Annotated in this window: 23 protein-coding genes and 1 tRNA gene; 14 read left to right on the top strand and 10 right to left on the bottom strand. The window is 46.8% G+C overall.

What is annotated here, in order from left to right:
- Positions 1-65 precede the first annotated feature (65 nt).
- The 3 genes from F0U83_RS00885 (at position 66) to F0U83_RS00875 (ending at position 4,256) form a co-directional block, all read left to right on the top strand.
- Complete coding sequence (locus F0U83_RS00885; protein ID WP_138986074.1) at positions 66-1,928, top strand: thiamine pyrophosphate-dependent enzyme; 1,863 nt, start codon at positions 66-68, stop codon at positions 1,926-1,928.
- Entirely contained in the window at positions 1,928-2,530 is a 603-nt protein-coding gene (locus F0U83_RS00880; RefSeq protein ID WP_138986073.1) for an indolepyruvate oxidoreductase subunit beta, read from the top strand. The genes F0U83_RS00885 and F0U83_RS00880 overlap by 1 nt, the downstream gene beginning before the upstream one ends.
- Positions 2,531-2,630: 100 nt before the next feature.
- Positions 2,631-4,256 carry an EAL domain-containing protein gene (locus F0U83_RS00875; RefSeq protein ID WP_138986072.1) on the top strand — a complete coding sequence of 542 codons (1,626 nt, stop codon included), beginning with the start codon at positions 2,631-2,633 and terminating at the stop codon, positions 4,254-4,256.
- Between the two features lie 26 nt (positions 4,257-4,282).
- Here the strand turns inward: F0U83_RS00875 and F0U83_RS00870 are convergent, their stop codons facing one another.
- From F0U83_RS00870 to hisB, 5 genes are read right to left on the bottom strand one after another with little or no spacing between them, the layout of a single operon-like run.
- The gene (locus F0U83_RS00870) at positions 4,283-7,351 is read right to left on the bottom strand and encodes an efflux RND transporter permease subunit (protein WP_138986071.1); all 3,069 of its coding nucleotides are present in this window, start codon (positions 7,349-7,351) and stop codon (positions 4,283-4,285) included.
- Positions 7,329-8,393 carry an efflux RND transporter periplasmic adaptor subunit gene (locus F0U83_RS00865; protein ID WP_138986070.1) on the bottom strand — a complete coding sequence of 355 codons (1,065 nt, stop codon included), beginning with the start codon at positions 8,391-8,393 and terminating at the stop codon, positions 7,329-7,331. The genes F0U83_RS00870 and F0U83_RS00865 overlap by 23 nt, the downstream gene beginning before the upstream one ends.
- A gap of 55 nt (positions 8,394-8,448) precedes the next feature.
- A complete protein-coding gene (gene hisF / locus F0U83_RS00860; protein ID WP_138986069.1) occupies positions 8,449-9,222 on the bottom strand; it encodes an imidazole glycerol phosphate synthase subunit HisF in 774 nt (257 codons plus the stop codon).
- Positions 9,223-9,263: 41 nt separating this feature from the next.
- Complete coding sequence (gene hisH, locus F0U83_RS00855; protein WP_138986068.1) at positions 9,264-9,911, bottom strand: imidazole glycerol phosphate synthase subunit HisH; 648 nt, start codon at positions 9,909-9,911, stop codon at positions 9,264-9,266.
- Positions 9,912-9,913: 2 nt separating this feature from the next.
- Positions 9,914-10,507: an imidazoleglycerol-phosphate dehydratase HisB gene (gene hisB / locus F0U83_RS00850; protein WP_138986067.1), complete on the bottom strand. Its 594-nt coding sequence runs from the start codon at positions 10,505-10,507 to the stop codon at positions 9,914-9,916.
- A gap of 182 nt (positions 10,508-10,689) precedes the next feature.
- On the opposite strand from hisB, the gene F0U83_RS00845 reads away from it, so the two are divergent.
- From F0U83_RS00845 to F0U83_RS00830, 4 genes are all read left to right on the top strand, one after another.
- Positions 10,690-12,822 (top strand): AsmA family protein, encoded by a 2,133-nt coding sequence (locus F0U83_RS00845; protein ID WP_138986066.1) that lies wholly within the window; start codon positions 10,690-10,692, stop codon positions 12,820-12,822.
- Between the two features lie 3 nt (positions 12,823-12,825).
- Positions 12,826-13,872 carry an A/G-specific adenine glycosylase gene (mutY, locus tag F0U83_RS00840; protein ID WP_138986065.1) on the top strand — a complete coding sequence of 349 codons (1,047 nt, stop codon included), beginning with the start codon at positions 12,826-12,828 and terminating at the stop codon, positions 13,870-13,872.
- A 20-nt stretch (positions 13,873-13,892) separates the two neighbouring features.
- Complete coding sequence (locus F0U83_RS00835; protein WP_138986064.1) at positions 13,893-14,165, top strand: oxidative damage protection protein; 273 nt, start codon at positions 13,893-13,895, stop codon at positions 14,163-14,165.
- A 59-nt stretch (positions 14,166-14,224) separates the two neighbouring features.
- Positions 14,225-14,300: transfer RNA gene (locus F0U83_RS00830), tRNA-Phe, on the top strand.
- A 36-nt stretch (positions 14,301-14,336) separates the two neighbouring features.
- Here F0U83_RS00830 and F0U83_RS00825 read toward each other — a convergent pair.
- A complete protein-coding gene (locus tag F0U83_RS00825; RefSeq protein WP_138986063.1) occupies positions 14,337-14,825 on the bottom strand; it encodes a MarR family winged helix-turn-helix transcriptional regulator in 489 nt (162 codons plus the stop codon).
- A 207-nt stretch (positions 14,826-15,032) separates the two neighbouring features.
- Here F0U83_RS00825 and ectA point away from each other — a divergent pair, with 207 nt between their 5' ends.
- The 5 genes from ectA to F0U83_RS00800 are packed head-to-tail and all read left to right on the top strand — an operon-like array spanning position 15,033 to position 19,702.
- On the top strand, positions 15,033-15,533 hold the full coding sequence (ectA, locus tag F0U83_RS00820) for a diaminobutyrate acetyltransferase (protein WP_138986062.1): 501 nt from the start codon (positions 15,033-15,035) through the stop codon (positions 15,531-15,533).
- 44 nt (positions 15,534-15,577) lie between these two features.
- Complete coding sequence (gene ectB / locus F0U83_RS00815) at positions 15,578-16,888, top strand: diaminobutyrate--2-oxoglutarate transaminase (protein WP_138986061.1); 1,311 nt, start codon at positions 15,578-15,580, stop codon at positions 16,886-16,888.
- Positions 16,889-16,902: 14 nt separating this feature from the next.
- The gene (locus F0U83_RS00810; RefSeq protein ID WP_138986060.1) at positions 16,903-17,310 is read left to right on the top strand and encodes an ectoine synthase; all 408 of its coding nucleotides are present in this window, start codon (positions 16,903-16,905) and stop codon (positions 17,308-17,310) included.
- Positions 17,310-18,230: an ectoine hydroxylase gene (gene thpD / locus F0U83_RS00805; RefSeq protein WP_246077577.1), complete on the top strand. Its 921-nt coding sequence runs from the start codon at positions 17,310-17,312 to the stop codon at positions 18,228-18,230. The genes F0U83_RS00810 and thpD overlap by 1 nt, the downstream gene beginning before the upstream one ends.
- A gap of 38 nt (positions 18,231-18,268) precedes the next feature.
- Positions 18,269-19,702 carry an aspartate kinase gene (locus F0U83_RS00800; protein WP_138986059.1) on the top strand — a complete coding sequence of 478 codons (1,434 nt, stop codon included), beginning with the start codon at positions 18,269-18,271 and terminating at the stop codon, positions 19,700-19,702.
- A 64-nt stretch (positions 19,703-19,766) separates the two neighbouring features.
- Here the strand turns inward: F0U83_RS00800 and F0U83_RS00795 are convergent, their stop codons facing one another.
- Positions 19,767-20,348: a peroxidase-related enzyme gene (locus F0U83_RS00795; RefSeq protein ID WP_138986058.1), complete on the bottom strand. Its 582-nt coding sequence runs from the start codon at positions 20,346-20,348 to the stop codon at positions 19,767-19,769.
- Between the two features lie 108 nt (positions 20,349-20,456).
- On the opposite strand from F0U83_RS00795, the gene F0U83_RS00790 reads away from it, so the two are divergent.
- Positions 20,457-21,458 carry a GlxA family transcriptional regulator gene (locus F0U83_RS00790; RefSeq protein WP_138986057.1) on the top strand — a complete coding sequence of 334 codons (1,002 nt, stop codon included), beginning with the start codon at positions 20,457-20,459 and terminating at the stop codon, positions 21,456-21,458.
- A 70-nt stretch (positions 21,459-21,528) separates the two neighbouring features.
- Positions 21,529-22,032: a DUF3087 family protein gene (locus tag F0U83_RS00785; protein WP_138986056.1), complete on the top strand. Its 504-nt coding sequence runs from the start codon at positions 21,529-21,531 to the stop codon at positions 22,030-22,032.
- A 7-nt stretch (positions 22,033-22,039) separates the two neighbouring features.
- On the opposite strand, the gene rrtA is transcribed toward F0U83_RS00785, so the two are convergent.
- From rrtA to F0U83_RS00770, 3 genes are all read right to left on the bottom strand, one after another.
- On the bottom strand, positions 22,040-22,666 hold the full coding sequence (gene rrtA / locus F0U83_RS00780; RefSeq protein WP_170221685.1) for a rhombosortase: 627 nt from the start codon (positions 22,664-22,666) through the stop codon (positions 22,040-22,042).
- 4 nt (positions 22,667-22,670) lie between these two features.
- A complete protein-coding gene (locus F0U83_RS00775) occupies positions 22,671-24,773 on the bottom strand; it encodes a VIT and vWA domain-containing protein (protein ID WP_246077575.1) in 2,103 nt (700 codons plus the stop codon).
- 156 nt (positions 24,774-24,929) lie between these two features.
- The gene (locus tag F0U83_RS00770; protein WP_138986053.1) at positions 24,930-25,661 is read right to left on the bottom strand and encodes a helix-turn-helix domain-containing protein; all 732 of its coding nucleotides are present in this window, start codon (positions 25,659-25,661) and stop codon (positions 24,930-24,932) included.
- Between the last annotated feature and the right edge of the window lie 38 nt (positions 25,662-25,699).

Here is a 25,699-nt window from a genome sequence, read left to right as displayed (position 1 = left end):
CACTCGAGTGCTTATTTATTCAGCATTCTGCCCCAAGAATGATCATCATGTAACGGAGTGGTGTTATGTCGGTCGCCCAACAGGTCCAGAGCAACCCAGCTATTTTTATTTCTGGTAACGAAGCAGTCGCCCTTGCCGCTCGGGACGCAGGCTGTCGCGTCGCATCGGCTTACCCGGGAACACCTTCTACTGAGATTCTGGAGTTCATCGCCGCTTACCCTGATCTGTATACCGAGTGGTCTATCAATGAAAAAGTCTCATTGGAAGTCGCCATTGGTGCATCCTTGGCTGGCAGCCGCGCTTTATGCGCTATGAAACATGTTGGTATGAACGTGGCATCTGATGCCTTAATGACTCAAACACTGATTGGGGCGGTGGGCGGTTTAGTCATTGCGATTGCAGATGATGTAGGGTTGTCATCTTCTCAGAACGAGCAAGATTCTCGTTACTGGGGGCGCTTTGCCCACCTGCCGGTACTGGAGCCTTCAGACTCTCAAGACGCTTACGATATGACACGGTTTGCTTTTGGCTTATCTGAGCAATACGCAGTCCCCGTTATCCTTCGCTTAACAACACGCATCTGTCACGTAAAAGGATTAGTCACCCTATCAATACCACAGGTTAAAGAAGGGCGAAAATTCACCAAAGACCCTAGCCGTTTAGTAATGGTTCCGGGCAACGCTAGGCAACGTATTCCCCTTATGCTGGAGCGAGATAAAACTTTGGCAACCTTTTCTGAGTCCTGCTCGCTCAATGTTATTGAGCAAGGTTCCACTCGGCAGGTCGGCTTTATTACCTCTGGCGCTGCTTATTGCCATGTCAGGGAAGCTTTTCCTGATGCGCCATTGATAAAGCTAGGAATGAGTCACCCAGCCCCCATTGAAATGATTCGTGAATTTGCCGACTCGGTTGAAAAATTAGTCGTTATCGAAGAAGTTGAGCCGTTGCTGGAAACGGAATTAAAAGCCGCCGGTATACAATTACATGGTAAAGAGGCCATCCCTCGCATGGGCGAACTGACACCTGCGGTCATTACACCAGCCGTCGCACGCCTGCTAGGAAAAGAAAATACCATTGCGGCTGTCGGTGTGACAGAGGTATTCCCACGTCCGCCTACGATGTGCGTTGCTTGTCCTCACTTAGGGATCTACTATTGCTTATCTCATGTCAAAAATACCATTATTGCAGGCGATATTGGTTGTTACACCTTAGGGGCTGGCCACCCATGGAATGCGTTAGATACTTGTATCAGTATGGGCGCATCCTTAAGTGTCGCGCAGGGCATTGATAAAGGTCGCAGCGAAGAGGACGCCAATAAGAACGTGTTAGCTGTCATTGGCGATTCGACCTTTCTACATATGGGTATGCAGGGGCTCCTGGATATCACGTACAACAAGGGTAATGTCACAATCTTATTGCTGGATAATCGCGCTGTGGGGATGACTGGCGGCCAAAATGCACCATCCTCTGGGTTAAATATTCATGGGGATGCGACCGTAAAAATTGATTTTAGAAAGCTTTGTGAAGCGTTAGGTGTCCGGTCTGAGAGGATTCACGAAGTCAACCCTTATGAGCTTCCGACGCTGTTTAAGGCACTCCGTGACGAAGTCAAAGTTAAAGAACCGTCGGTCATTATCACCAATCAACCCTGTGTGCTAACAGAGCGCTACGCAAAACAGCCTCCTCTCACTGTCGATACGGATAAATGTACGGGCTGTAGCAACTGCTTAGATGTAGGCTGCCCAGCTATTTTGGTAGCTCGCCGGGAGACCGTTATCAAGCCGAATGGAAAAGAGAAAGTACTATCCTTTGTTAATATCGATAGCGCGGCTTGTACTGGCTGTAACCTTTGCATTAACACCTGTGCACCTGATGCTATTGTGCCTGTAATTAGCACGGCCCGAATCGACACTGTGGAGCTGAAGTAATGGAACAGATTACCAATATTCTGGTTGTTGGGATCGGTGGACAAGGCGTCATGACAGCCGCCGATATCATCTCCCAAGCGGCCATCCTTGACGGCTATGATGTAAAAAAAACCGAAGTAGCAGGCATGGCTCAAAGAGGCGGCGTTGTCACCTCCCATGTTCGCTTTGGCAACAAAGTCTTATCGCCCTCTATCACCCCAGGTCATGCCGACCTTATGTTAGCGTTCGAGCCGGCTGAGGCTCTGCGCTGGGTAACTCACGTAAGAAATGGTGCAACGGTGATGGTGAACTCTTACCCACAGGCACCTCCCGTCGTATCCGTTGGGTTGTTTGATTATCCCGAAAACCCAGAACAACAACTCGCTGATCATCCCATAAATCTTGTAAATTTTGACGCGGGCAATATCGCGATTCACCTGGGAGACCGGCGTTTAGTCAACTCTGTTATGCTTGGCGCCATCGCTGCACATCTGACGCTAAGCTCCGAGGTATTAAAAACGGCATTGCTTTCTCGTTTTAAAAACAAAGGGGCCGAGATGCTCGCATTAAATGATGCGGCTTTTGAAGCTGGGAAACACGCCTCGCTCACACCTACCCAATAAGCATATAATCAGGCAAACCGCCCAACATTCAGCTATAGTTAAGCGGCCGCTAAAGATTTGACGATCTAGTAAGGAATCAAAAACCAGACAGGTAAATACTGTGAACATAAGCATCAGTTGGTCAACGGTTAATCGTTATCTAGTAACGCTTTTAATCAGTGGCACCCTGACCACATTGGTTTTTTGTTCCTTTTACGTAGAGCACTTCACGAATGAGAAAGAGCTGCGTCGTGAATCTTTACTCAACAAAGCAACAAATATCGCAGATTGGCTGGATCAAAATTTCAGTGCTATCAATCTGGTTCTTTTAGAACTAGAGTCTACTCAAAGTAGTTGTTCCGAAGATTCATTATTCCAAATCAGAAGTGCGCTATTTACACTACCTCAAATCGTAGAAATTGGTTTTGTCGATCACCACGGTACTTTATTGTGTACGAGCTGGGAAAAAATCAGACCACAAATCAAGGTTGCCAAGCCTGAAAAAGTGTTCGGATTACGCTTTTTAGGCCCATTAATTGTCGAGTTCATGCAGCAACCGGCTTTCGTTTTGGCAAGAACCACTAGCGATTTTGGCGAGGTCAATGCACTGCTTCGTATTAGCTGGCTACAAAACCAGTTGCTCGGCTATACCAGTACTCATGGGTATACCGCTATTATTGATAACACAAGCGGAGTTCCTATCACGCTAGAAGGAGAGTATAGCCTCCCTCTGCGGTCTGCTCTCATTCATTTCCCTTTGAGCTCATCAACTATTCGGGAAGGCACCTTCGATAACGGGAAAGAACACGTTGTTGCCATTCGGCCCTTATTGACACTACCCAACTTAAGCATCGCTATCAGCGAAAGAAGCGATATTTTGTATCGAGGTGTAGATGAAATACCTATGGCTTGGTATTCAAGCGCTTTTGGCTTGTTTCTACTGCTTTATCTTTTGAGTTGGCAAGTACAGCGGTATCTTATTAACCCTACGCAACAATTAAAAAAAGCGGTGTATAACAAAGAGTTCTTCTCTGTTTTTCAACCCCTTGTAGACTCTAAAACCCGTTGTTTAATCGGAGTAGAAGCCCTTGTGCGCTGGCAACATCCAACTGACGGAATAAAACCACCCGCTATGTTCCTTCCCCATGCTGAGCAGTCCGGTTTACTGAAGAAGATGACATCTCAGCAGCTGGAGCAATGTAGACGAGATCTTGCGCCCTTCATTGAAGAGTGCCCACAGTTTACCGTTCATATCAACATTGCCGCTTGTCATTTATTGGATAAAGATTGCCTCAATGAACTCATCTCTTTTCGTGAAACGATTCCTGGATTAGTACTCGAAGTGACCGAAAACAGTATGTTGGCGCTAGACTCAGATAAAATACAGCAAGCCTTAAAACGGCTTGATGCAGCTAATATACCTATTGCCATTGATGACTTTGGCACAGGCTACTGCGGGTTAAGCTATCTGCGTTCACTCCCGGTCAGCATTCTAAAGGCGGACAAGAGCTTTATTTCCTCCATGAGCACTGACTCTGTTAATGCTGATGTGCTCCATACAATTCTTAAATTAGCTAAAACGCTTAATCTGACAACGGTTGCCGAAGGCGTGGAGACCCAGCAGCAATGGCAGCAACTCACAGAGATGGATGTAGATATTCAACAAGGCTGGCTACACGGAAGACCGATGACAGCAGAAGCCCTCCAAACGTTATTCACGCTTGGAGGACAAAGGCGTTCACAATAGGAAGAGAAGCGGCTTAAATAATATATCTAGCCTACAGACCGTTTCATAAACAGTCGATACAGCAAAGGCACAACAAACAGTGTCAGGATGGTAGAGAAAGCTAAACCGCTGACAATTGAAGTTGCTACAGGCCCCCATATTAGCGACTTACCTCCTAACCCCGTTGCAAGAGAGAACAAGCCCGCTATCGTTGTTAACGAGGTAATCAGAATAGGTATTACACGCCGCCGAGATGCATAGAGTGTTGCGTGTAATACGCTCATCCCCTTATCAAGACGCTGGTTCGCGGCCGAGATCAAGACAATCGCAGCATTCACCGCAATTCCCGCTAACGCTACAACACCGTACAAAGTGAACAAACTCAAGGGATTACCCGTCACCCATAAACCCAACACGACACCCGTGAAAGCCATCGGTACGGTCGCCAATATCATGAAAGGCTGCCAATAACTTGAGAATTGCGTTCCTAAGATGAGGTACATCAACCCCACACCAAACAGGAAAAGAACGGCAATAGAGTCCATGCTTTCTTGGATATCATCTAACTCTCCAGAAAAATCCAAGTTGATCGCTGGATACTTCGCCTGTAACTGTTTATTCCAATTATCCAAAAGCCATGCATTCGCTTGTACCGTATCCATGCCACCCTCTTCAATATCCGCATCAACCGTGATCGCTCGACGGAAATTATAGTGGCGGATATTCCCAATACTCTCAGCATACTCTGCGCTAACCAGCGCATTTAAGGGGATCATGCGGCCTTGGTGATCAGGTAAGCGGAACAGCAGGAGGTCATTAATATTCTGATACGCTTGCGTGGCGGCTTTAACACGCACCTCCAGTTTTCTGCCCTTCGATTGCATATCTGCAACGACTTCACCATCGACCAACAGTTGCACCGTCCTTAAGACTTGTGAAGGATTCAATCCGGCAGCCGCAATCGCCGTATAATCAGGCTTCAGCGTCATCGACATACGGCCACTACCGGCATCATCACCAATATCTTTAACACCGGGAAGATCCAATAACATCGCTTGCATATCTGAAGCCGCTTGGCGAATCTCTTGGTAGTCATCACCACGAATTTTCACGCTAATGGGTTTGGAGACGGGCGGGCCTCCGGCCATACGCAAGAAAGATACCCGAACGGGGCCCGCTATACGGGTAACATCTTCACGCATCGCCTCTATAATCTCATCCACATCACGGTTATCTGCACTTTTAGGCTTAAGACCCACTAATATCTGGCCATACTGATCGCCGAAAAATGGCTCCATCTCGGTAAACATCTGCCCTGCATAACTTGCGACAGCGCGTACATCCTCAGGATTCAGATGTGCTTTTACCCGTTGCTCAACCTCCAGAACTTTTTGCAGTGTTTTTTCAAGTGGTATATCCGGCGGCATCTGTACGTTTACGTAGAATAATCGCAGTGGATCTGAAGCAAAGAAATCCATCTTGATCTGACCTGATCCGATCAAACCGATAGAGCCCATAAACAACAGTACGATCGACGACAGCGTGATAATCGGTCGGCGGAGAGTTTTCACTAATAAGCGAAGATAGAAACGCTGTATGTTACTGGTCATTTTCTGACGCAGTAACTGGGTACGAGAGGGTTTATCAAAGCGGATTTTAGCAACCAGAACATGGGCGGGTAACATCCAAAAAGCCTCGATCAGCGAAATAGCCAAGGCGATGGTGACGACCATCGGGATCACTCGCATGAAGTCACCCAAAATACCTGGTAACAGCATCAAGGGTAAAAAAGCGGCCATTGTCGTTAACACGGCACTGGCAACTGGCTGAGCCACCTCTTGTAAGGATTCGATCGCCGCCTCCATTGGATGAGTCCCATGTTGCAGCCGATAATAGATGGCTTCTACGACGACTACAGCATCATCAACCAACATCCCCAGCACGATCACTACGCCTAATAGCGCCACAACATTGAGGGTTTCGCCCATCGACCAAAGCACCCAAAAAGTACCTGCCAAAATAAAAGGAATACCGATCGCGGTGAGTATAGCGATCCGCATACCGAGAAATAGCCAAGCGACTAGCAAAACTAAAAGCAGACCAATGCTGGCATTATTTTGCATCAAGGTGATCGCTTCACGAGTCGGCACCGTTTGATCATCGATCACAAGAAGCCGTACGCCTGTCTGCACTTCAAGCTGATTGCGCTCATCAAGATAGCTTTTGACGCGCTCGACTAACTCAAGCGTATTGGCACTCTCCTTCTTCATGACCGCCATCATCACAGCGGGGCGACCATCAACTCTCGCTAACTGCGTAGACTTTTCGTGGGAACGGACAACATCAGCGATACGCTGCAGGCGAATATCTCCTCCCGCCCCGACCAAAGGGATTTCGGCAACCTTATCCGCTTCTGCATTTCGGCCTGCCAACCTCACCAACCAACCTTGATCGCCAACATTGACGCTACCTGCCGAAACGTCTCTGAACCATAAGGCAACCGAATCGGACACTTGTGTGGGAGAAATACCCAAAGCCTGCAAGCGATCCAAGTTAAGATTTACTTGTAATTCAGGATCATCCAACGCGACAGGGTCAACACGCTCAACGCCTTTTAAGCGTTCTAAATCTTGCTCAATATTAACCGCCTGCTGGCGTAGATTATCGCCATCTGACAAGGCCGTTACGGCCACCATCACGCTTGGGAATGCATTCGATGATGTGATTTCTAAGATAAAAGGATCCGTTGCTTCTGCCGGAAGATCAGCTTCAGCATTTTGAATTTCCCGCCGAATCGAGCTGACATGTTTATCAAAGGTGCGATCATCAATATCTTCGAAGCGGATCAACATACTGGAGATCCCTTCTCGACTATTAGACGATACAAAGCGAATATCCGAGATTGACCTCACCGCATCTTCTAATGGATTGGTAACGCGCAGCTCAACATCTTGTGCCGTCGCCCCAGGCAAGGCGGTTGTGACCGCTATCCAGTTAAAGTTAATAGTAGGATCTTGCTGGCGGGGCAGCATCATGTAAGCGATCGCGCCGATCATCAGCACCAGCACAAACGTCAGGTTCGCTAAGACATGGTTATTGAGCAGACGTTGTAGCATTATCCATTGCTCCAGAAGCTTTTTCAGTAGTAGCACTTTCTACAAAAATCATTGAGCCTTCATTCACGACATGCTGCCCTTGAATAATGACCAACACGTCTGGGGAAAGCTCAACATTAACCGACTGCCCTTCTCGTGCATCGGACAAAGGCCAGAATCTCGCCTTATCAGCTTCTGCTAACATGACACCCAATACACCTTCTCGTTTGACCAAATACTCAGGTGGCAAGCGCAGCTCTGACGACTGCCATACCAACTCACCAACCGCTCCCGTTAGCGCTTTAGCACGTTCAAAAATGAAACGTACCTCTTGGGTTCGAGTAGTTTCATTAATAAAAGGGATAGATGATCTTAGCTTCAGTAGGTAGCTATCTTGTCCTAAGCGAAATACTATTTTGTCGGCATCATCCAACGTACTGAGCAGGTGCTGCTGTAAGTTTGCACTTACTTCCATGCCATTATCACTGAGCAATCGAAGGACTGGACTACCCACAGATAACCAAGCACCTGCCGCCGTTTTCACCTGAGTAACTACCCCAGAAAACGGGGCTCTCACTTCGCATCGGGAGATATCACGTTCAGCTTGCTGCAAATGAACTTGCTGCCCTTTAACTTGGGCGCTTAATGCATTAAATTCGGTTTGACGCTGATTTAATAACTCTACGGAGGCACTACCCGTTTTTTGTAGTGCACGGGCACGTTTAAGCTGTTGCTGAGCTAAGGTAAGCTGGCTATTTAACGCCACCACGCTATGTCGCGCTTGTTCACCTAATAGCTGATAATCCTGACAATCAAAGCGCGCTAATAAATCACCTTTAGCAACTCTATCACCCACTCTCACTTCGAATGCATTCAGTAAGCCACTTATCTCTACGCTAACATCAAGGTGTTGCTCATTGACTACCTTCGCTGGAGCCCTGTAGCTCGCCTGATCAACGATCGCTTCCAACGTACTAACTTGAACAGGAGTTAGAGTAACCTCGGTGGCATAAGCGTTAATTATGACCAACCCGCTAATCGCAATTAATAGAACCTTTTTCATGGGTGTCTTCCTAACATAAAAAAGCCCGACACATGGACGGGCTTATCTGAATCAACTATAGCCGAACTTCTATACCCCGATCATGCATATACGCTTTTGCTTGAGGGATGCTATATTCATTGAAGTGGAAAATAGAGGCCGCTAACACCGCATCCGCTTTACCCTCAAGAATTCCCTCGACCAGATGATCAAGATTGCCAACGCCACCCGATGCTATCACCGGCACACTCACCGCTTCAGAAATCGCACGGGTCACACCGAGATCATAACCATTCTTCACACCATCCTGATCCATCGAGGTCAGCAAAATTTCACCGGCGCCTAGCTCGACCATTTTCTTCGCCCATTCAACGGCATCTAAACCCGTCGGCTTTCGGCCTCCGTGCGTGAAAATTTCCCAACGATCAGGTTCGCCTTCAGCAGAGACTTTCTTGGCATCAATGGCTACTACGATACATTGCGAACCAAAGCGTTCTGAGGCTTCGCGCACAAACTCCGGATTAAACACAGCCGCACTGTTGATTGAGACTTTATCAGCACCCGCATTCAACATCGTGCGAATATCTTCACAAGTGCGGATACCACCACCGACGGTCAATGGAATAAAGACTTGTGAGGCCATACGCTCGACTGTATGCACCATGGTATCGCGTCCTTCATGGGTCGCCGTAATGTCCAAAAAGGTGATCTCATCCGCGCCTGCTTCATCATAGCGCTTTGCGACTTCAACAGGATCGCCTGCATCTCGAATATCAACAAACTGCACGCCTTTAACAACACGACCGTTTTCAACATCCAGACAAGGAATAATGCGTTTGGCTAATGCCATGTTAATTCTCCGTACCCTCTATGGGCCATCAGGTGCACGACTTAGGGCTTTCCATCCCAATTCAGGAAGTTTTTTAATAGCTGCAAACCGGCTGTATGACTCTTTTCTGGGTGAAATTGCACCGCAAATACATTGTCATGACTCAGTGCCACATCAAATTTCACACCGTATTCACAGGTCGCAGCCACTTGCGCTCGTTGCGCTGCTTTCACATAGTAGCTGTGTACAAAGTAAAAGCGGCTGCCATCTTCAATGTTGTTCCAGAGTGGGTGATCAATCGTTTGCTGAACCTGGTTCCAACCCATATGCGGCACTTTAAGGCGTTCGCCCTGAGCATCTAGAAGATGGTCACCAAAATAGTTCACACTACCTTCAAATTCGCCTAGACAATCAATGCCACCATTTTCTTGCGACACTTGCATTAACGCTTGATAGCCAACACAAATACCTAGAAAGGGTCGACCAGAGCGGATCGCTTCGGCAACTTCTTTGTCTACACCTTGCTTATAAATTTCAGCCATACAATCGCGAATCGCCCCCACACCGGGTAGCAATACACGATCTGCTTCGGCGACTTTTTTAGGGTCTGATGTGACCCAAACATCCACACCTGGTTGGACATGTTCTAAAGCTTTAGCAACCGAGTGCAGGTTCCCCATCCCATAATCAATAACCGCAATACTACTCATGGTTAGAGCACACCCTTGGTTGAAGGCATCATGGTCTCTGCTCGTGGATCAACTTCTAGCGCCATCCGCAGTGCGCGCCCAAACGCTTTAAAGATCGTTTCCGCTTGGTGGTGAGCATTAAAGCCTTTGATATTATCAATGTGCAATGTGACGCCTGCATGGTTTACAAAGCCTTGGAAAAACTCCCAAAACAGCTGGGTATCTAATCGACCAATGGATGCGCGCGTAAAATCGCAATTAAAGCTGAGCCCAGGGCGGCCCGAGAAGTCGATAACCACACGAGATAAAGCTTCATCCAGAGGCACATAAGCGTGTCCATATCGACGAATACCGGTTTTATCTCCCACGGCTTGTTTAAACGCTTGTCCTAACGTAATACCGATATCTTCTACCGTGTGGTGATCGTCAATATAGATATCGCCATTGGCTTCAATGCTCAGGTCGATAAGGCCGTGGCGAGCAATCTGATCCATCATATGCTCCAAAAAAGGAACACCGGTATCTGCGCTGAACTGCCCGGTGCCATCCAAATTGATGGAGATGGTAATCTGAGTTTCCAGAGTTTCCCGATTTACTGTGGCCTTGCGATCAGACATGCTGCTCTCCGCTGATAAGAAACAGAAAAGACTTATTATATATCTACCTGACTCAGGATGCACCGCAACAAACAATTAACCCACGATTCACATCTTACATGCATTCTATAGCGATAATTCGTTACACTGGGTCTCTGTAACAGTGTTGGCTAAACTATAAAAGAACCTAGAAGGGCGTTGCTATGGGTAAGTTGATCAAAATCGTTCTTGGACTTGTCGCCATATGTGCCGTATTGGTGGCAGCGGGCGGTGCCATCCTCGGCGCTTTCTTTAATCCAAACGATTTCAAAGCAGAGATAGAACAGGCAGCGCTTGAGAAAAGCGGAATTGAATTAAAGATTGGCGGTGAGATCAGCTGGTCAGTATTCCCGTGGCTTGGCCTTTCTGTCGCAGAGATTGATGCTAACTTCCCACAAAGAGCTCCGCTGGCTCACTTGGGCCGTGCGGAGGTGTCAGTTAAACTCGCCCCACTCTTCTCAGGGCAGGTTCAGATGAGCAACATTGTTATCAATGGGCTTAAGCTGAATTTAGTAAAAGATAAAGAAGGCAACACCAACTGGATTAGCCCGCCATCTTCCGCCAATTTACCAGACACTCAAGCTAACCAAGAAGCCAGTGGATCAGAGCTGACATTAGACATTGAAAGCATTCAGCTCAGCAATGCTTTGATCACCTATCAAGATGATCAAAGCGGACAGACCAGCCAGCTATCCAATGTCAACTTAACCACTGATCGTATCCAAAATAACCAACCTTTTAATCTGACTCTTGGCTTACTGCTCAAACAAACCCAAGGAAGCAAGACCACACTACAAGCTGCTGCGCAATTAACTAGCCAAGCGGTCATGGATCTATCCCGCCAACAGTACACTATCAACAACCTAGCAGGCGATTTGGAGCTGCAAAATGGAGCAAACCTACAACTAGCTGCTCAGTCCGATACTATTCAGCTGGATTTACTGAAACGAAGCCTAATAGTGGATGCTTGGGCCGCAACATTTGCCGACCTAAAGCTCAGCGGCAAGCTTGATATCAAAGATTTAGACACATTGACAATGGCCGGCTCAATCTCTGCCGAACCTTTCGCGCTTAATTCCCTGCTTACCTCCCTTGGCCAAGCACCGATTGAAACCACCGATCCCAACGTACTGAAACACATCAGTCTCAATAGCAGTTTCAGCGGTAATAGCAACGCCATCAATACTGATCTTTTAGATATAAAATTGGATGACACAGCGTTGCAAGGTAATGCAGGCATGAATTTCAAAACCGGCCGTATTAACGTCAAGCTTGCAGGCGACCGCATCAATGTAGACCGCTACTTGCCACCAGCTTCACAAACCGTCTCAACCGAAAAAACAGACACCAAACAAGGCAGCAATCAAGGCTATAGCAAAGAGGAGATCATTCCACTTGAGCCTTTGCAACAACTTAATTTAGCTGCCGCGCTCACGATCAAAGATGTCACCGCTAATAAAATGAAACTCAGCAACGTCGATGTTTCTGTTAATGCTAACAAAGGCCTTGTGGAGATCCCTCGGCTTAACGTTAACCTGTATGGCGGCAGCGTAAAAAACAAAGTGGTTCTTGATGCCCGTAAGGCCCCGTTAAAAATCTCTAGCGAAAAATCGGTCAACGGCATTCAGATAGGCGATATGCTGGTCGCGCTCACCGGAGAAAGCCAACCCGCCATCACAGGCACACTCAGCTCTTCTTCCTCTATCACAACGCAAGGCCAGTCGATCCATAGCCTCATTAACCAAGCTAACGGCAGCGCCAACCTCTCAGTCTCCAATGGTGTTGTTAACGGTATTAACATGGCTCAAGAGATCTGCCAAACCATCAATACACTGTCAGCGCTAGGCACAACCGCACCAGCACAAACGGTCGACACCTCAACACCGTTTGCCAAAATGGGCGGTAATTTCAGTATTAAAAACGGTGTAATCAGCAATCAGGACTTGAAAGCCCAGCTCGACGCTATGCTCGTCAAAGGTCAGGGCGCTGTCGACTTACCCAATGCATTGGTGGATTATCAGCTTGCCTTGGTGATTCAAGAAAATCTCTTTAAAAAGACCTGTCCGGTAAATAACCGCCTTGAAGGTGTAGAGTGGCCTGTTCGCTGCAAAGGGTCATTTGATCAAGAGCCAACTGAGCTCTGTAAACCTGATACCCGCATCATCCGAGATATTCTTAAAAAAGCAGTGACCGATAAGGTAAAAGAAGAGCTTGGCAACAAAGTCAAAGATCAACTTAAAGATAAACTCAAAGATGATGAGGCCGTTAAAGGCTTGCTTAAAGGATTATTTAAATAAGCAATGACAACTCCTTCATTCAGTAAAGCCGTGTTGGACTGGTTTGACCAGCACGGCCGCCACAATCTACCGTGGCAACGTAAAAAAACCGCCTACTTCACATGGATCTCCGAAATCATGCTGCAACAAACGCAGGTGACTACCGTTATCCCCTATTTTGAACGATTCATAGAGCGCTTCCCTGACATCGATGCTTTGGCAAACGCGCCTCAAGACGAAGTTCTACATCTATGGACAGGGCTGGGCTATTACGCCCGCGCACGCAATTTGCATAAAACTGCACAGATTATAAGCCAAGATTACCAAGGCGACTTCCCCGAAACGGTCGAGGAGCTAGAACAGCTACCCGGCATAGGTCGATCCACAGCCGGTGCTATCTTATCGATATCAACAGGCAAGCGAGCAGCCATTCTCGACGGTAATGTCAAACGGGTATTAGCACGATATTACGCACTCGATGGCTGGCCCGGCAGCACAGCCAATCTCAAGCGTTTATGGCAATACGCAGAGCAAAACACACCGAACGAACGTGTCGGTGACTATACTCAAGCGATGATGGATATGGGGGCAACCCTATGCACCCGTAGCAAACCCAGCTGCCTACTATGCCCTTTACAAACACACTGCGCCGCCTATCTAACAGGTCGACCGACAGACTACCCACATCCAAAGCCCAAAAAGAAGATTCCCACTAAACAGACACTCATGCTGCTGCTACAAGACAGCGACGGGAAAACACTCCTACAGCAACGACCACCCAGTGGATTGTGGGGGGGATTATGGTGCTTACCTGAAGTGCAAGACCTAAGGGATGCTGAGAGCATTACGGGCTTTTCCCTTAATCTGGATCGCGCACAGCCCCTTGAGCCACTCAGGCATACCTTTAGTCACTTCCATTTAGATATCACACCAGTACGCATCCCCATCAATAACCCTACAGACTGTGTCATGGAAGGAAATCCCACACTCTGGTATAACATACGCCAACCACAAAATATTGGGCTGGCTGCTCCAGTAAAAAAATTACTGGAAACCTACACCCCACACTGAATAACTGACCGGAGATACTCATGAGCCGTACAGTCATGTGCCGCAAATATAAAGAAGAGCTGGAAGGCTTGGAAAAACCACCTTATCCAGGCCCAAAAGGGCAAGAGATCTATGAAACCGTTTCCAAAAAAGCGTGGGAAGAGTGGACTAACCATCAAACCATGATCATCAATGAAAAGCATATGAGCCTGATGGATCCATCTACACGAAAAATTCTTCAGGAAGAGATGGAAAAGTTTTTAGACGGTGGCGATTACACAAAAGTAGAAGGCTACGTCCCACCTACAAAATAGTTGAGGCAAACCCCTTGACAGAGCAACAAAGTCAGGGTTTAATACGCGCCTCTTGAGTTGCCCGGATAGCTCAGTCGGTAGAGCAGAGGATTGAAAATCCTCGTGTCGGTGGTTCGATTCCGCCTCCGGGCACCACTTTAAAGCCTCGCTAATAGCGGGGCTTTTTAGTTTCTAGCCTGCTGTAGTTTCAGTACGGTCTAATTGCCCGATATCCAATACCGGCGCGGCATCTAGGTGCTGTGCATCCAACATAAAAGCAACCCGCTCCAACGCAGAAACCACCATTGACTGCTCCCAGTTTTGCATATCATCAAAACGACGCGTAAATAACGACTGCTGTGTTGTTGGTGCACCTTTCATCAGCTCCCAGCCGTCATTGGTCAGATGAAGCCATACTTTGCGCTTGTCATCCACCCCCCGCTCACGAGCTACCAATCCCTTCTTTTCGAGACGATCTAGTATGCTGGTAACGGTCGCCTGAGTGAGGGAAATCTCTTTAGCTAGCTCCCCTGAAGTGATAGGTGAATTATTTCTTAACGTTTGCATCACCATTAATTGCGGTAGCGTTAAGCCAGTACTGCGACTGATCTCCTTCTCCTGCATATCAGTTGCCCGGATAATTTGACGTAGAAGAATTAAAGCCTCATCACTCTTTTCCATATACCAACCATCTCAGAATAAACTGGTATAAATTCTACTATCAAAGCGCCTATCAAACCATTGTTACATCTTTTTTACTTTGTAAAGCAAACTTAAATCACACCAAAAAACACTATAAAACAGATAATAGGTTGATAAACGCCCTAGTAAATGCTTTATAATATGTAGCATTACTAAACATTAGATAGGCTAAAATTTACAAATACTATGTATATAACATATAGGAAACCTACTCCGGCTGATGGACAAGCCGTGTATCAACTTATTCAACGCTGTCCCCCTCTCGATCAAAACTCTCTCTACTGTAACCTGCTTCAGTGTCGTGACTTCTCCGACACTTCAATTATTGCCCAGACAGAAGATGGCACTATTGCGGGATTCATATCAGGGTATATTCCTCAATCCCGCCCTGATACGTTATTCATCTGGCAGGTCGCGCTGAGCAGCGAGTTCCGTGGACAAGGCATTGCCAACACCATGCTAACCGAGCTGTTCCGCCGTGACGCTCGTCTTACCCATATGGAAACCACTATCTCACCAAGTAATCAGGCTTCAAGAAAGCTGTTTACACGCTTTTTCAAAGAACACTTCACATCGGTTGAAACTAAGACACTGTTCAAACAGGGTATCCACTTTAATAACGACCATGAAGACGAAGTGCTCTATCTTGCTGGGCCCGCTATACGCCTTGATCAGCAATCGGCGTAACGGAACATCCCACTCTTTAGTAAATTATTTAGGAACACAAAGTAATGAAAATATTTGATGAAATCGAATCAGAAGTTCAATCCTATGCGCGCTCATTCCCTCGCATTTTTAATCGCGCTAAAGGTGAGTACCTTTATTGTGAAGAGGGTACAGAGTATTTGGACTTTCTGGCGGGTGCCGGAACCCTCAATTACGGCCATAACAACGATCTTTTCAAAGAAAAACTTCTCGAATATATCCAGGCAGATGGAATCACTCATGGCTTAGACCTGCATACAAAAGCTAAGGGAGAGTTCTTAGAAGCCTTCAATGAAAAAATCCTGAAGCCTCGTAGTCTAGACTATGTCGTTCAATTTACAGGCCCTACCGGCACAAACGCTGTTGAAGCAGCATTAAAACTGGCGCGAAATGTGACTGGCCGCGAAAACATTATTGCCTTTACTAATGGCTTTCATGGCGTAAGTTTAGGCGCATTGGCTGCTACCGGTAACTCCCATCATCGAGGTGCTGCAGGGGTGAGTCTGAGCGGTGTGAGCCGCGTTCCCTACGATGGTTACTTAGGTGAAGATATAGACACAACAGCCTATCTCGAAAAAGTACTGGCTGATTCCAGTAGCGGTATCGATTTGCCTGCCGCCGTCATTGTTGAAACCGTACAAGGTGAAGGTGGTATTAACGCCGCTAGTTTTGAGTGGCTCAGGAATCTAGAAAAAATCTGCCGTGCTCATAAAATTTTACTGATCGTCGATGATATCCAAGCCGGTTGTGGCCGCACAGGTAGCTACTTCAGCTTTGAAGAAGCGGGTATCACGCCTGATATCGTTACACTGTCCAAGTCACTTGGTGGTTATGGCTTGCCTTTTGCCGTCGTGCTCTTCAAGCCTGAACTGGATCAGTGGAAACCCGGTGAGCACAACGGTACCTTCCGTGGCAACAATTTCGCTTTTGTCACCGCTAAAGCCGCTATTGATTATTATTGGTCGGATGACCATTTCTCCAACGAAATCAAACGAAAAGGCGAATATATTTCCCAGCGTCTAACCCACATTGTCGAAAAATATGGTGACGGTAACTTTACAACCAGAGGACGCGGTATGTTCCAAGGGATCAACTGTGTCGATGGTGAGCTGGCCAGCAAAATCACGCGTAAGGCTTTCCAGCAAGGTGTCATTATTGAGACCAGCGGAGCCGATGACCAAGTCATCAAATTCCTTTGCCCACTTATTATCAGCGATGACAATCTTAAGCGCGGTATTGATATTGTCGAAGAAGCCATTAAGTCCGTATGCGCTAATGAAACTGAGATACCCGAAGACACCTGTTACTTTGATGACGTATACCACGAAGCTAGCTGATTAAGGAGAGCAACATGATTGTCAGAACATTACAAGAAGCAGAGCAAAGCAGCCGTCGCGTTGTATCCCCTGATAACCACTGGGAAAGCACACGATTACTACTTAAAAATGACAATATGGGGTTTTCATTTCATATCACCACTATTTATGCCAACACGGAAACCCATATTTGGTATCAGAACCATTTGGAGTCAGTGTACTGCATCAGCGGAGAAGGCGAGGTGGAGACGCTGGATGATGGCGTTATCCATCCCATCAAGCCCGGCACCATCTACATTTTAGACAAGAATGACGAGCACCTGCTCAGAGCACATTCAGAGCTCAAACTGGCGTGCGTTTTTAATCCGGCGTTGAGTGGTCTGGAAGTTCATGATGAGAACGGTGTGTACCCTTTAGAACAAGTAGAAGAGCAAAGTGCCTAATGGCACTAAAGAATATGATGCATACTATGCAAGACGATTACCCCTCACGCATAGAGACCAGAGCCAAGGTGCAACCGCGCCTTGATCCGGTTATTTATCCTGAAGCGGAAACACCCATACTATCTTCCTGTACGTTGTCCACCCAGCAACTTAACGATTTTGAGAAGAATGGCTACCTTTTGCTTCCCGGACTGTTTAATTCGTCGGAGGTCAATGAGTTTCACCAAGCCATCACTGCTATACAGCAAGATGAGTCTCTCAAAAACAGCCCTGTTGCCATTACCGAAAGGGGCAATTCAGAGCTACGCTCTGTTTTCCAAATTCACCAGAATCATCCGCTGTTTTCAAACGTTGCCCGCGACCCACGCATTGCTGATATTGCACGGCGCATTCTTGGCGGTGATGTTTATATTCATCAGTCACGTCTTAACTTCAAGCCAGGCTTTAAAGGCAAGGAGTTTTATTGGCACTCGGATTTTGAAACCTGGCATGTAGAAGATGGCATGCCTCGTATGCGAGCAATCAGCTGCTCCATTCTTTTGACCGATAATAATGCGAAAAATGGCGCTTTAATGTTGATGCCAGGCTCTCATAAAGAGTTCATCAGTTGCGTTGGCGAAACGCCTGAGAACCACTACGAGACATCATTGCAAAAGCAAGAATATGGCATTCCCAGCAACGAAAGCCTGCAATACCTAAGCGATAAATATGGTATTGATTGCGCGGAAGCCGCCGCAGGCTCTGTGCTGTTTTTTGATTGCAACATCATGCATGGTTCCAACAGTAACATTACGCCGGACCCTCGCAGCAACCTATTCTTTGTCTACAACCATATTGACAACATGGTTTATGAGCCTTTTTCTCTACAACCTCCACGGCCAGAATATATCTGCTCGCGCGAGACCATAAAAACCCTTTAAACGAAACGAGAGGTGGGTAACCTCCTCTCGAACCTACTATGACCCATACTGTTGAAAAGATTGGCGGCACATCCATGAGCCGCTTTACCGAAGTACTTAATAACATCTGGTTAAGAAAAAAAAATAACGATCTGTTTAACCGTATTTTCGTCGTTTCTGCTTATGCAGGTATCACCGACCTGCTACTCGAACATAAAAAAACGGGAAACGCCGGCGTGTATAGCTGCTTTGCAGAAGCCGAGCAAGAAGATGCCTGGATAGACCGCCTTAATCTAGTAGAAGAAAAGCTGCTGGCTATTAACAAGCAGATGTTCGTAGGAGCAGATCTGGAAGATGCGAATCGCTTTATTAGCCGCCGCATTCGTGATGCTGAACAGTGTATGCAAAGTTTGCACAGCCTATGCTCCTATGGGCACTTCCAGCTGGAGGAACACTTATCTACCGTTAGGGAAATGCTGGCTTCCATCGGTGAAGCTCACAGTGCCTACAACTCGACCAAACTCTTAAAAAACAATCAAATTCCCGCACGATTTGTCGACTTAACGGGGTGGAAGCAAGAGCGCCCCTTAGCGATTGATCAGATGATAACGGAGACATTTAAAGGGCTCGACCCCAGTAAAGAGCTATTGATTGTAACGGGCTACACCCAATGCTCCGAACAGCTGATGCGTACTTTTGATCGCGGCTACAGTGAAATGACGTTTGCTAAAATCGCAGCCTTAACGGGTGCTCGCGAAGCAGTGATTCATAAAGAGTTCCATTTGAGCAGCGCCGACCCAAGACTGGTTGGCGAAGAAAACGTTGTCACAATAGGCATGACCAATTTTGATGTGGCAGACCAGTTATCAAACTTAGGTATGGAAGCGATACACCCTCGCGCGGCTAGAGAGATTCGTAAAGGGGGGATCCATATCCGTATCAAAAACACATTTGAACCGGATCACCTAGGGACAATTATCGACAACAACTACTGCAACCCTCGCCCCTGTGTAGAGATTATTGCGGGCCGTAAAGATGTAGTGGGCATCGAAGTCTTCGACCAAGATATGCTCGGCAGCCCGGAGCATGACATCCATATTAGCCAGACCATAAAAGAGCTGAAACTCCAGCTCGTTAACAAAGAAGCGGACGCTAACAGTATTACCTTTTACGTCGCGGGCAACCGCAAAAAAATTAATCGCATCATGCGTTTAATTGAAGAAAAATACCCACTCGCAGAAGTTAAAATGCACAATGTAGCGATTGTTTCAGCGGTTGGTTCTGATATAAAAATCAAAGGTATGCTGGCAAGAACTGTCTCTGCACTCTCCGATGCGGGTATCAATGTGCTTGCGCTGCACCAATCGGTACGTCAGGTTGAGATGCAATGCATTGTGGCAGAGAACGACTATGAAGATGCAATTCGCGCCTTGCACTTTTCTTTAATAGAAGCGGAAAATCACGGCGATGTGATTCGCAAAATTGCCGTATAAGTGTACAGAGCCACAAACAAAGCAGCTTGATAAGAAAAGCCCTTTCTCACCAAGCTGCTTAAATTCACCGCGGTAAACGTGCCATCGTGTAGAACTCTGCATTGGCCTGCATAGATGTCACAATCGCCATCCGGTTGGAAAGTCCAAAAAATGCCGTAATACCGGCTATATCCCAAATGTCTTCATCGTTATACCCGACCTGATACAACAACTGATAGTCACGATCACAGATCTGTTCAGGCGTGCGAGATAACTTAATGGCAAAATCTAACATTGCCCGTTGCTTTTCACTCAACGGTGCATGCAGGTAGTTAATAGCTATTTGATCAGCTAATAAAGGCTCTTTGGCAAATACTCGTAACAATGCGCCGTGGGCTACAACGCAATACTGGCAACCATTTGCCGAGCTGGTCGCGACAATAATCATCTCTTTCTCAGCGGGGGTTAACGTACACCCTTCACGCTCCATAATCGCGTCGTGATATGCAAAAAAAGCACGAAACTCAGCTGGACGGTGAGTCAAGGTTAGAAAGACATTAGGGATAAATCCCGCTTTCTCTTGCACTGTTAGAATTCGCTCGCGTATATCCTCTGGCACTGTGTCTAATGCCGGCACAGGATAGCGACAAACTTCAGAATGACTCATTTTCAATACCTCGCTGTTTTGATTTATGATGCATTGACTGTCATGCTATCAGGGCAAACCCGACATAATTAGTCATAACCATGCCATAAATCGAGCAGAACCGGACAGATGTATCACATACTTGGCTTAGCTTTTGATGGATTTCAATCCTCTGGTATTTCAACCACCTTTGATGTCTTTAATGTCGTGAATACTCTGTGGCAGCAACGCGGTAACGATACCCCCCTCTATCAATGCCACTTGCTTAGCGCACAAGGCGAGAGGGTAACCGCATCCAACGGTATGACTGTATTGGCAGATACCTCATTAGATGCTGCCCCTGAAGCGGACTTGATTATTATCCCAGGTCTACACCATATCGACGGGGATGATCTTCTCCACAAACTCAGCAAACTAAAAACAGAAAAACAATGGCTACAACACCAGCATCAACAAGCTAAGTTGATTGCCGCAAACTGTAGTGGCGTGTTTTTATTGGCCGAAACCGGGGCACTAGAGGGCGAGGTAGCAACCACAGCTTGGTGGCTTGGCAGCTTATTTAAGCAACGCTACCCCATGGTTACTTTGAAAACAGATACGCTTCTTACCGAAAACCCCCATAACTTTTGCACAGGTGCAATGGCCGCCAATATTGGTGTCATGCTTCAAATTGTTGAGCGTCAGGTAGGCAGGCAACTTGCTTTAGATTGCGCCAAAACCATGCTGATTGATGCAAACCAAAGTTATGCCTCCCCCTACCTTTTTATGCAAGAGCAATACGACCATCAGGACAGTTTAATATTAGCGGTTGAAAGCTGGATGCAACGTCACATGACTCAACCTCTCGACCTTAAAGCCCTTGCAGACTTACATCATGTAAGCGAGCGCACGCTTTCAAGGCGCTTCCAGAAAGCCCATAAGATGAGCCCATCAGAATACTTACAGAAACTTAGACTGGAACACACCAAGCTGTTACTGGAAACCACAAATTTAAATATCGAACAGCTCGTTGAGAGAGTCGGCTACAGTAGTCCAAGCTCTTTACGCCGTTTATTCAAAAACACGCTAGGTATATCGCCAAGGGAGTATCGATCCCAATTAAAAACCTCAAAAAGAGGAAAAGAAAAGTGACGCTCATCCCCTTGCTTCTTTATACTCGTCAGCAGACATAGATCTTTCACGTCGTGGGTACACCTCAGCCATGCAGCACCAACAGATTGATAAAGCACGCTACAACAAACACATTAAAATCACCTTCTTTGCTATCTGCGGGTTTATGCTTGCCGTTTCCCTAGGTATTTCCACACTTTTAATTCACTTTTGGGGCGGCCCTGAAGGTGAAAACTTATGGCTCAATGTTGCGGGCGTTGTTATCGCTGCGCTGCTGCTTGCCCAAATACTCAGCACAGTACAGCACCATCCTTTTCTCTATGAGGTCGTCTACGTCCGCAAGCTTAAAGCAGAACTCAACCGGATTTACCGTAAGCAACGCAAGATCAAAGCCTCTGCAGAGGAGGGAGATATTCAAGCCATGGCGATTTTAGATTATAGCTATCGCACCTCTCGTCATGTGTTTGAACTGGACAACAACACACTGACGCTGGAAGAACTGACCAAGTCTCAAAATGAGCTACACGCCTTACAAGAAAAATTTGGGTTCCATGATTTACCGGACTACCAATCTGAGTGGTTAGATACTTACTAACTCTGACTTAAAGAGCTTTGTTACGCGTGCCCTGAACCCATTTCCAACACACCCATACGGCCATTCCCGAAAGCCCACCGAGCAGATGCGCTGGGCTATAAAGTGCCCATTCTGTTGATACGATCAGAGGGTCGTGCTGCCCAAGTTCTAGTAATGTTTTACCTGACAATAAGATTAGTGGCACCCACCCCCATAAACCTGCCTCCTTTGTGCGCCAGTAAAGTGCGGCTACCAGCATCACTGCGTATAAAACCCCAGAAAGGCCAGAATATGCCGCTAACTGGCTATAGGACGACAGTAAAAATAGGCTAATCAACGTCATTGATGCCAATAAAGTAACCACAAACAACGGTCGACTCACGCGTTCAAGAAAAACCGATACCGGCATAAAGATAAGCAGATCCCAAAACAGATGACTGAAGGAGCTGTGTACAAAGTGCCCGGTAAGCAACCGCCAGTACTCCCCCGCCAAGATCGCTTCATAGTCAAAACATAAATTTTCAAGACTGTTCGGTAGCCACTCAAGCAACAGGACTAACGCCCCTATTAAGCCGCTCAACCAGACACCTCCCGCTTGAGGGCGGGAGATCGTCATCGTCAAAGGGCTGCTCTTTTGAATGATCATCCCTTTCATTACTTTATACCTCATCACCACGACGGCGCAGGGCTAATATGCCTATCAAGCACAGCGCCACCAAGCCATAGACAGGAGAGATTGCACCACCGCCTGACCCAGAGCGGCTTGGCGATACATTGGCACGATTTCCTTGAAACATCGGCTGCTGACTATCGGCACGATGCGGAGCAGCCACAACGGGTTGCTGAGCACGAAGCTCACGTGCTTTTTGTTCGGTAGCAACACGTTTCTGGTTGGTCCGTTCAATACCTTGTGCCTTGAACACCTCATCTCTTAAAACAATCATGGAGGTGTAATCTGTCACTAAACCATACGCTACAGCAGTATCGGTAATCGCTTGCTGTGTATCCGAACTTTCACCGAGATAATCCATCTCCGCCTGCATATTCTCAATTGCAGCAAATGCCCACAAACGCTCTAGCTCGGGTGTCTTGGTGTGTTGCGCAGGCAAGTGAATACGCGTGCTATAGGTTTTAAGCTCATCACCGACCTTGCCTTTTAAGGTAACCTTCACATCACCCGGTTGGTAATAATGCCCAAATACTGAAAGCTGTTGGCCTCGGTACAAGGTTTTGCTTAATCTAGGCATCACAATATCTTTGACACGCCCACCCTCAATATCCAACTCAAGATCACGTAGCGCTTCATGGCTCATCTTGTTTTTCGCTAACATAAGCTGACCGACAATATCATCAGCATTGGAGATCGACATCGCAAAGCCATTGGATACCCGCGTCATCTCTTCTAACAAAGGGCGGTTAGCACTATTACCCATCACGAATGTAAACAAACGAACATCGTGCTTTTCCAACAGCGACAAAAATCTATTTTTTTCTGTTGTACCCACATTAGCAACACCGTCCGTCACCAAGACGATGGCATTACTGCGATCAGCATCCAAACCTTTAATACCCGTGTTCAAACCGGCGTATAGATTCGTGCCACTACTGGGTGAAACCTGATCTAGGCGTTGTAACACCTGCTCAATGGCGGCAGCATCTACCGGAACAAAGCCTTGCGTGAACTCAGTTGCCTGATTATTAAATAACACGATTTTGAAGCGATCCTGACCACTGAGCTGTCCCAAACCTTGTCGAATACCCTCAACTAGCGACGAGAACTTACCTTGCATCGAACCAGAAATATCCAGAACAAACACCCAGTCCCGTCCTGCCGTTATGCTCGGCAAGTCATCCCCTGGTGATAGGGTCAACATAAACGTACCTTGAGTATCACCCTCTGTGCGGTAAGCTTGCATGTCCAAACTCGCCGGTTGATCTGGGGTTTGACGCCAGTAAAGCAGAATATCTTCGCTCAAGTTCGCAGCGGTTTGATTAGGTACACCAGCCTCTTGTGCGACCTCTGTCCGCTCCGCCAAAGCAGAATCAACCGTAGTGTTTTGATTACCTAGTGCTACATGCCACTCATGCTGGCTTATCTGGGCAACCTTCGCATTGGGGTGCTGTGGTAAACGTATACCATCAACCGGATAGCCCGAACGCAGCTTCACATTAAAGCTAAAATCTTGCTCAACCGCTTCATTACGGCTCCAAAAACTCAACGCCTGCTCATCAACCCCGCCCTCTTCCAGAGGATACACATAACGGCCTATACCTGAATCTGTCTGGGTGTTTTGCAAGTAGACCAGCTTAATGCGCACATCTTGATTAGCCCGTACAGGAAATACGCTGATATCAAAGGTTTTATAACGGTCTTTTTCAACGATAACCGCTTCTCTTCCCGCCTGTTTCTCTGCTTCATAGATCTGTCGCGCACGTTGTTTTTCAACAACCTCACCGGTAACGGGTTGTCCATCAATCCAATAGCTAAACTCACCGACAGCCGCCTTATCCGGCACCGGGAATGAATAGATCGCTTCAAGATCCGTAGGGTTGGGATTATGGAAAACCTGCTCAACGGTTGTCGTCGCGTACCCCTCTTCAATAACCACATCAACATGGTGCTGTTGAATCGTTAAGGTACTATAGCTTGATGATTTTGGGGTCAACAAACCCGCCGCTTCTACGGTGGGGGTTATTAATAAGGCAGCACTCAACCCCATGGCGGCAGCGAGAGGTGTGTGGCGTGTCTGAAAGTACTTCATCTTTATTACTCCCTATAATTTATATCCTCACCGGTGGCGAGCTGGGAGCAAGATTGCCTAACCGCCGTCAGGCGTTATACCTTTACAGAAAAAGTCCTACCCTCTACGGCCAAAAGTATCGGATATCGATACTTCCATACCAAGGTTGTGACTTACCTACTTACTCAGTTTTTTGAACAGACTGTAGTTCCATTGGCGAATAGCCAAAACCATGGTGGTACCGTGCTTTTTATCAATCGGAATCGATTGGTCCTCCTGCATCAATTCATTAAACTCTACTGCTAGACGCTGCATTTTCTTCTGAATTTGTCCATTAGAGTGGTGAGTCAGCAAGGCATTGGAGACAATAAGTTTTTCAGTTGAACGGTCAAATCGTGAATTGAAAAAATCCTGTTCAACTTTCTCCTGAAAGAATTTTTGGATAGGACCATTCGGTAACCAATGAAAATTGGGCGCCACTAGCAACTTCACCCGATTGCCCGGTAACAGATCAATCACTTTGAGGCGATCCAGCTTTGCCAACTTACGAATGCATTCTGTTTCAGAAATATCATAATGAGAAAGGATATCTGCCGCACTCAAACCATTAATCACACTGACTGCCACCAGCAATAACAACAAATCGCTGGCAATCTCCTTTTCCTGATCATGAGTTAACTGTGTTAGTTGGCGCTGCTCGCGATTCATCTTTTGCACTAGATCAGAAAAGTCTAAGTGCAAGAGTTCACAAATGGTTTCTAAACGTTGCAAGGTAAAGTTTTTCTCCGAAAACAGCCGTTTAACCGAAGCTTCGCTCAGCTCCAATACGTTCGCCACATCGGTATAGGTTTTACCTTGAGACTTTAATTCTTGTTTAAGTGTTTTTACCAATGAAGCCACTTGTGCCATTTTTTGATTCTCCCACCAACATATTGCACCCATAGCAA

The organism is Neptunomonas concharum (assembly GCF_008630635.1).
Taxonomy (GTDB): Bacteria; Pseudomonadota; Gammaproteobacteria; order Pseudomonadales; family Balneatricaceae; genus Neptunomonas; species Neptunomonas concharum.
This window is presented reverse-complemented; position numbering and strand designations above follow the sequence as displayed.

Bases quoted from the DNA above. Each gene is read 5' to 3' on its own strand.
- F0U83_RS00885 (WP_138986074.1), top strand. From the start codon at position 66: ATGTCGGTCGCCCAACAGGTCCAGAGCAACCCAGCTATTTTTATTTCT.
- F0U83_RS00880 (WP_138986073.1), top strand. From the start codon at position 1,928: ATGGAACAGATTACCAATATTCTGGTTGTTGGGATCGGTGGACAAGGC.
- F0U83_RS00870 (WP_138986071.1), bottom strand. From the start codon at position 7,351: ATGCTACAACGTCTGCTCAATAACCATGTCTTAGCGAACCTGACGTTT.
- F0U83_RS00865 (WP_138986070.1), bottom strand. From the start codon at position 8,393: ATGAAAAAGGTTCTATTAATTGCGATTAGCGGGTTGGTCATAATTAAC.
- hisF (WP_138986069.1), bottom strand. From the start codon at position 9,222: ATGGCATTAGCCAAACGCATTATTCCTTGTCTGGATGTTGAAAACGGT.
- hisH (WP_138986068.1), bottom strand. From the start codon at position 9,911: ATGAGTAGTATTGCGGTTATTGATTATGGGATGGGGAACCTGCACTCG.
- hisB (WP_138986067.1), bottom strand. From the start codon at position 10,507: ATGTCTGATCGCAAGGCCACAGTAAATCGGGAAACTCTGGAAACTCAG.
- F0U83_RS00845 (WP_138986066.1), top strand. From the start codon at position 10,690: ATGGGTAAGTTGATCAAAATCGTTCTTGGACTTGTCGCCATATGTGCC.
- mutY (WP_138986065.1), top strand. From the start codon at position 12,826: ATGACAACTCCTTCATTCAGTAAAGCCGTGTTGGACTGGTTTGACCAG.
- F0U83_RS00835 (WP_138986064.1), top strand. From the start codon at position 13,893: ATGAGCCGTACAGTCATGTGCCGCAAATATAAAGAAGAGCTGGAAGGC.
- F0U83_RS00825 (WP_138986063.1), bottom strand. From the start codon at position 14,825: ATGGAAAAGAGTGATGAGGCTTTAATTCTTCTACGTCAAATTATCCGG.
- ectA (WP_138986062.1), top strand. From the start codon at position 15,033: ATGTATATAACATATAGGAAACCTACTCCGGCTGATGGACAAGCCGTG.
- ectB (WP_138986061.1), top strand. From the start codon at position 15,578: ATGAAAATATTTGATGAAATCGAATCAGAAGTTCAATCCTATGCGCGC.
- F0U83_RS00810 (WP_138986060.1), top strand. From the start codon at position 16,903: ATGATTGTCAGAACATTACAAGAAGCAGAGCAAAGCAGCCGTCGCGTT.
- thpD (WP_246077577.1), top strand. From the start codon at position 17,310: ATGGCACTAAAGAATATGATGCATACTATGCAAGACGATTACCCCTCA.
- F0U83_RS00800 (WP_138986059.1), top strand. From the start codon at position 18,269: ATGACCCATACTGTTGAAAAGATTGGCGGCACATCCATGAGCCGCTTT.
- F0U83_RS00795 (WP_138986058.1), bottom strand. From the start codon at position 20,348: ATGAGTCATTCTGAAGTTTGTCGCTATCCTGTGCCGGCATTAGACACA.
- F0U83_RS00790 (WP_138986057.1), top strand. From the start codon at position 20,457: ATGTATCACATACTTGGCTTAGCTTTTGATGGATTTCAATCCTCTGGT.
- F0U83_RS00785 (WP_138986056.1), top strand. From the start codon at position 21,529: ATGCAGCACCAACAGATTGATAAAGCACGCTACAACAAACACATTAAA.
- rrtA (WP_170221685.1), bottom strand. From the start codon at position 22,666: ATGAAAGGGATGATCATTCAAAAGAGCAGCCCTTTGACGATGACGATC.
- F0U83_RS00775 (WP_246077575.1), bottom strand. From the start codon at position 24,773: ATGAAGTACTTTCAGACACGCCACACACCTCTCGCTGCCGCCATGGGG.
- F0U83_RS00770 (WP_138986053.1), bottom strand. From the start codon at position 25,661: ATGGCACAAGTGGCTTCATTGGTAAAAACACTTAAACAAGAATTAAAG.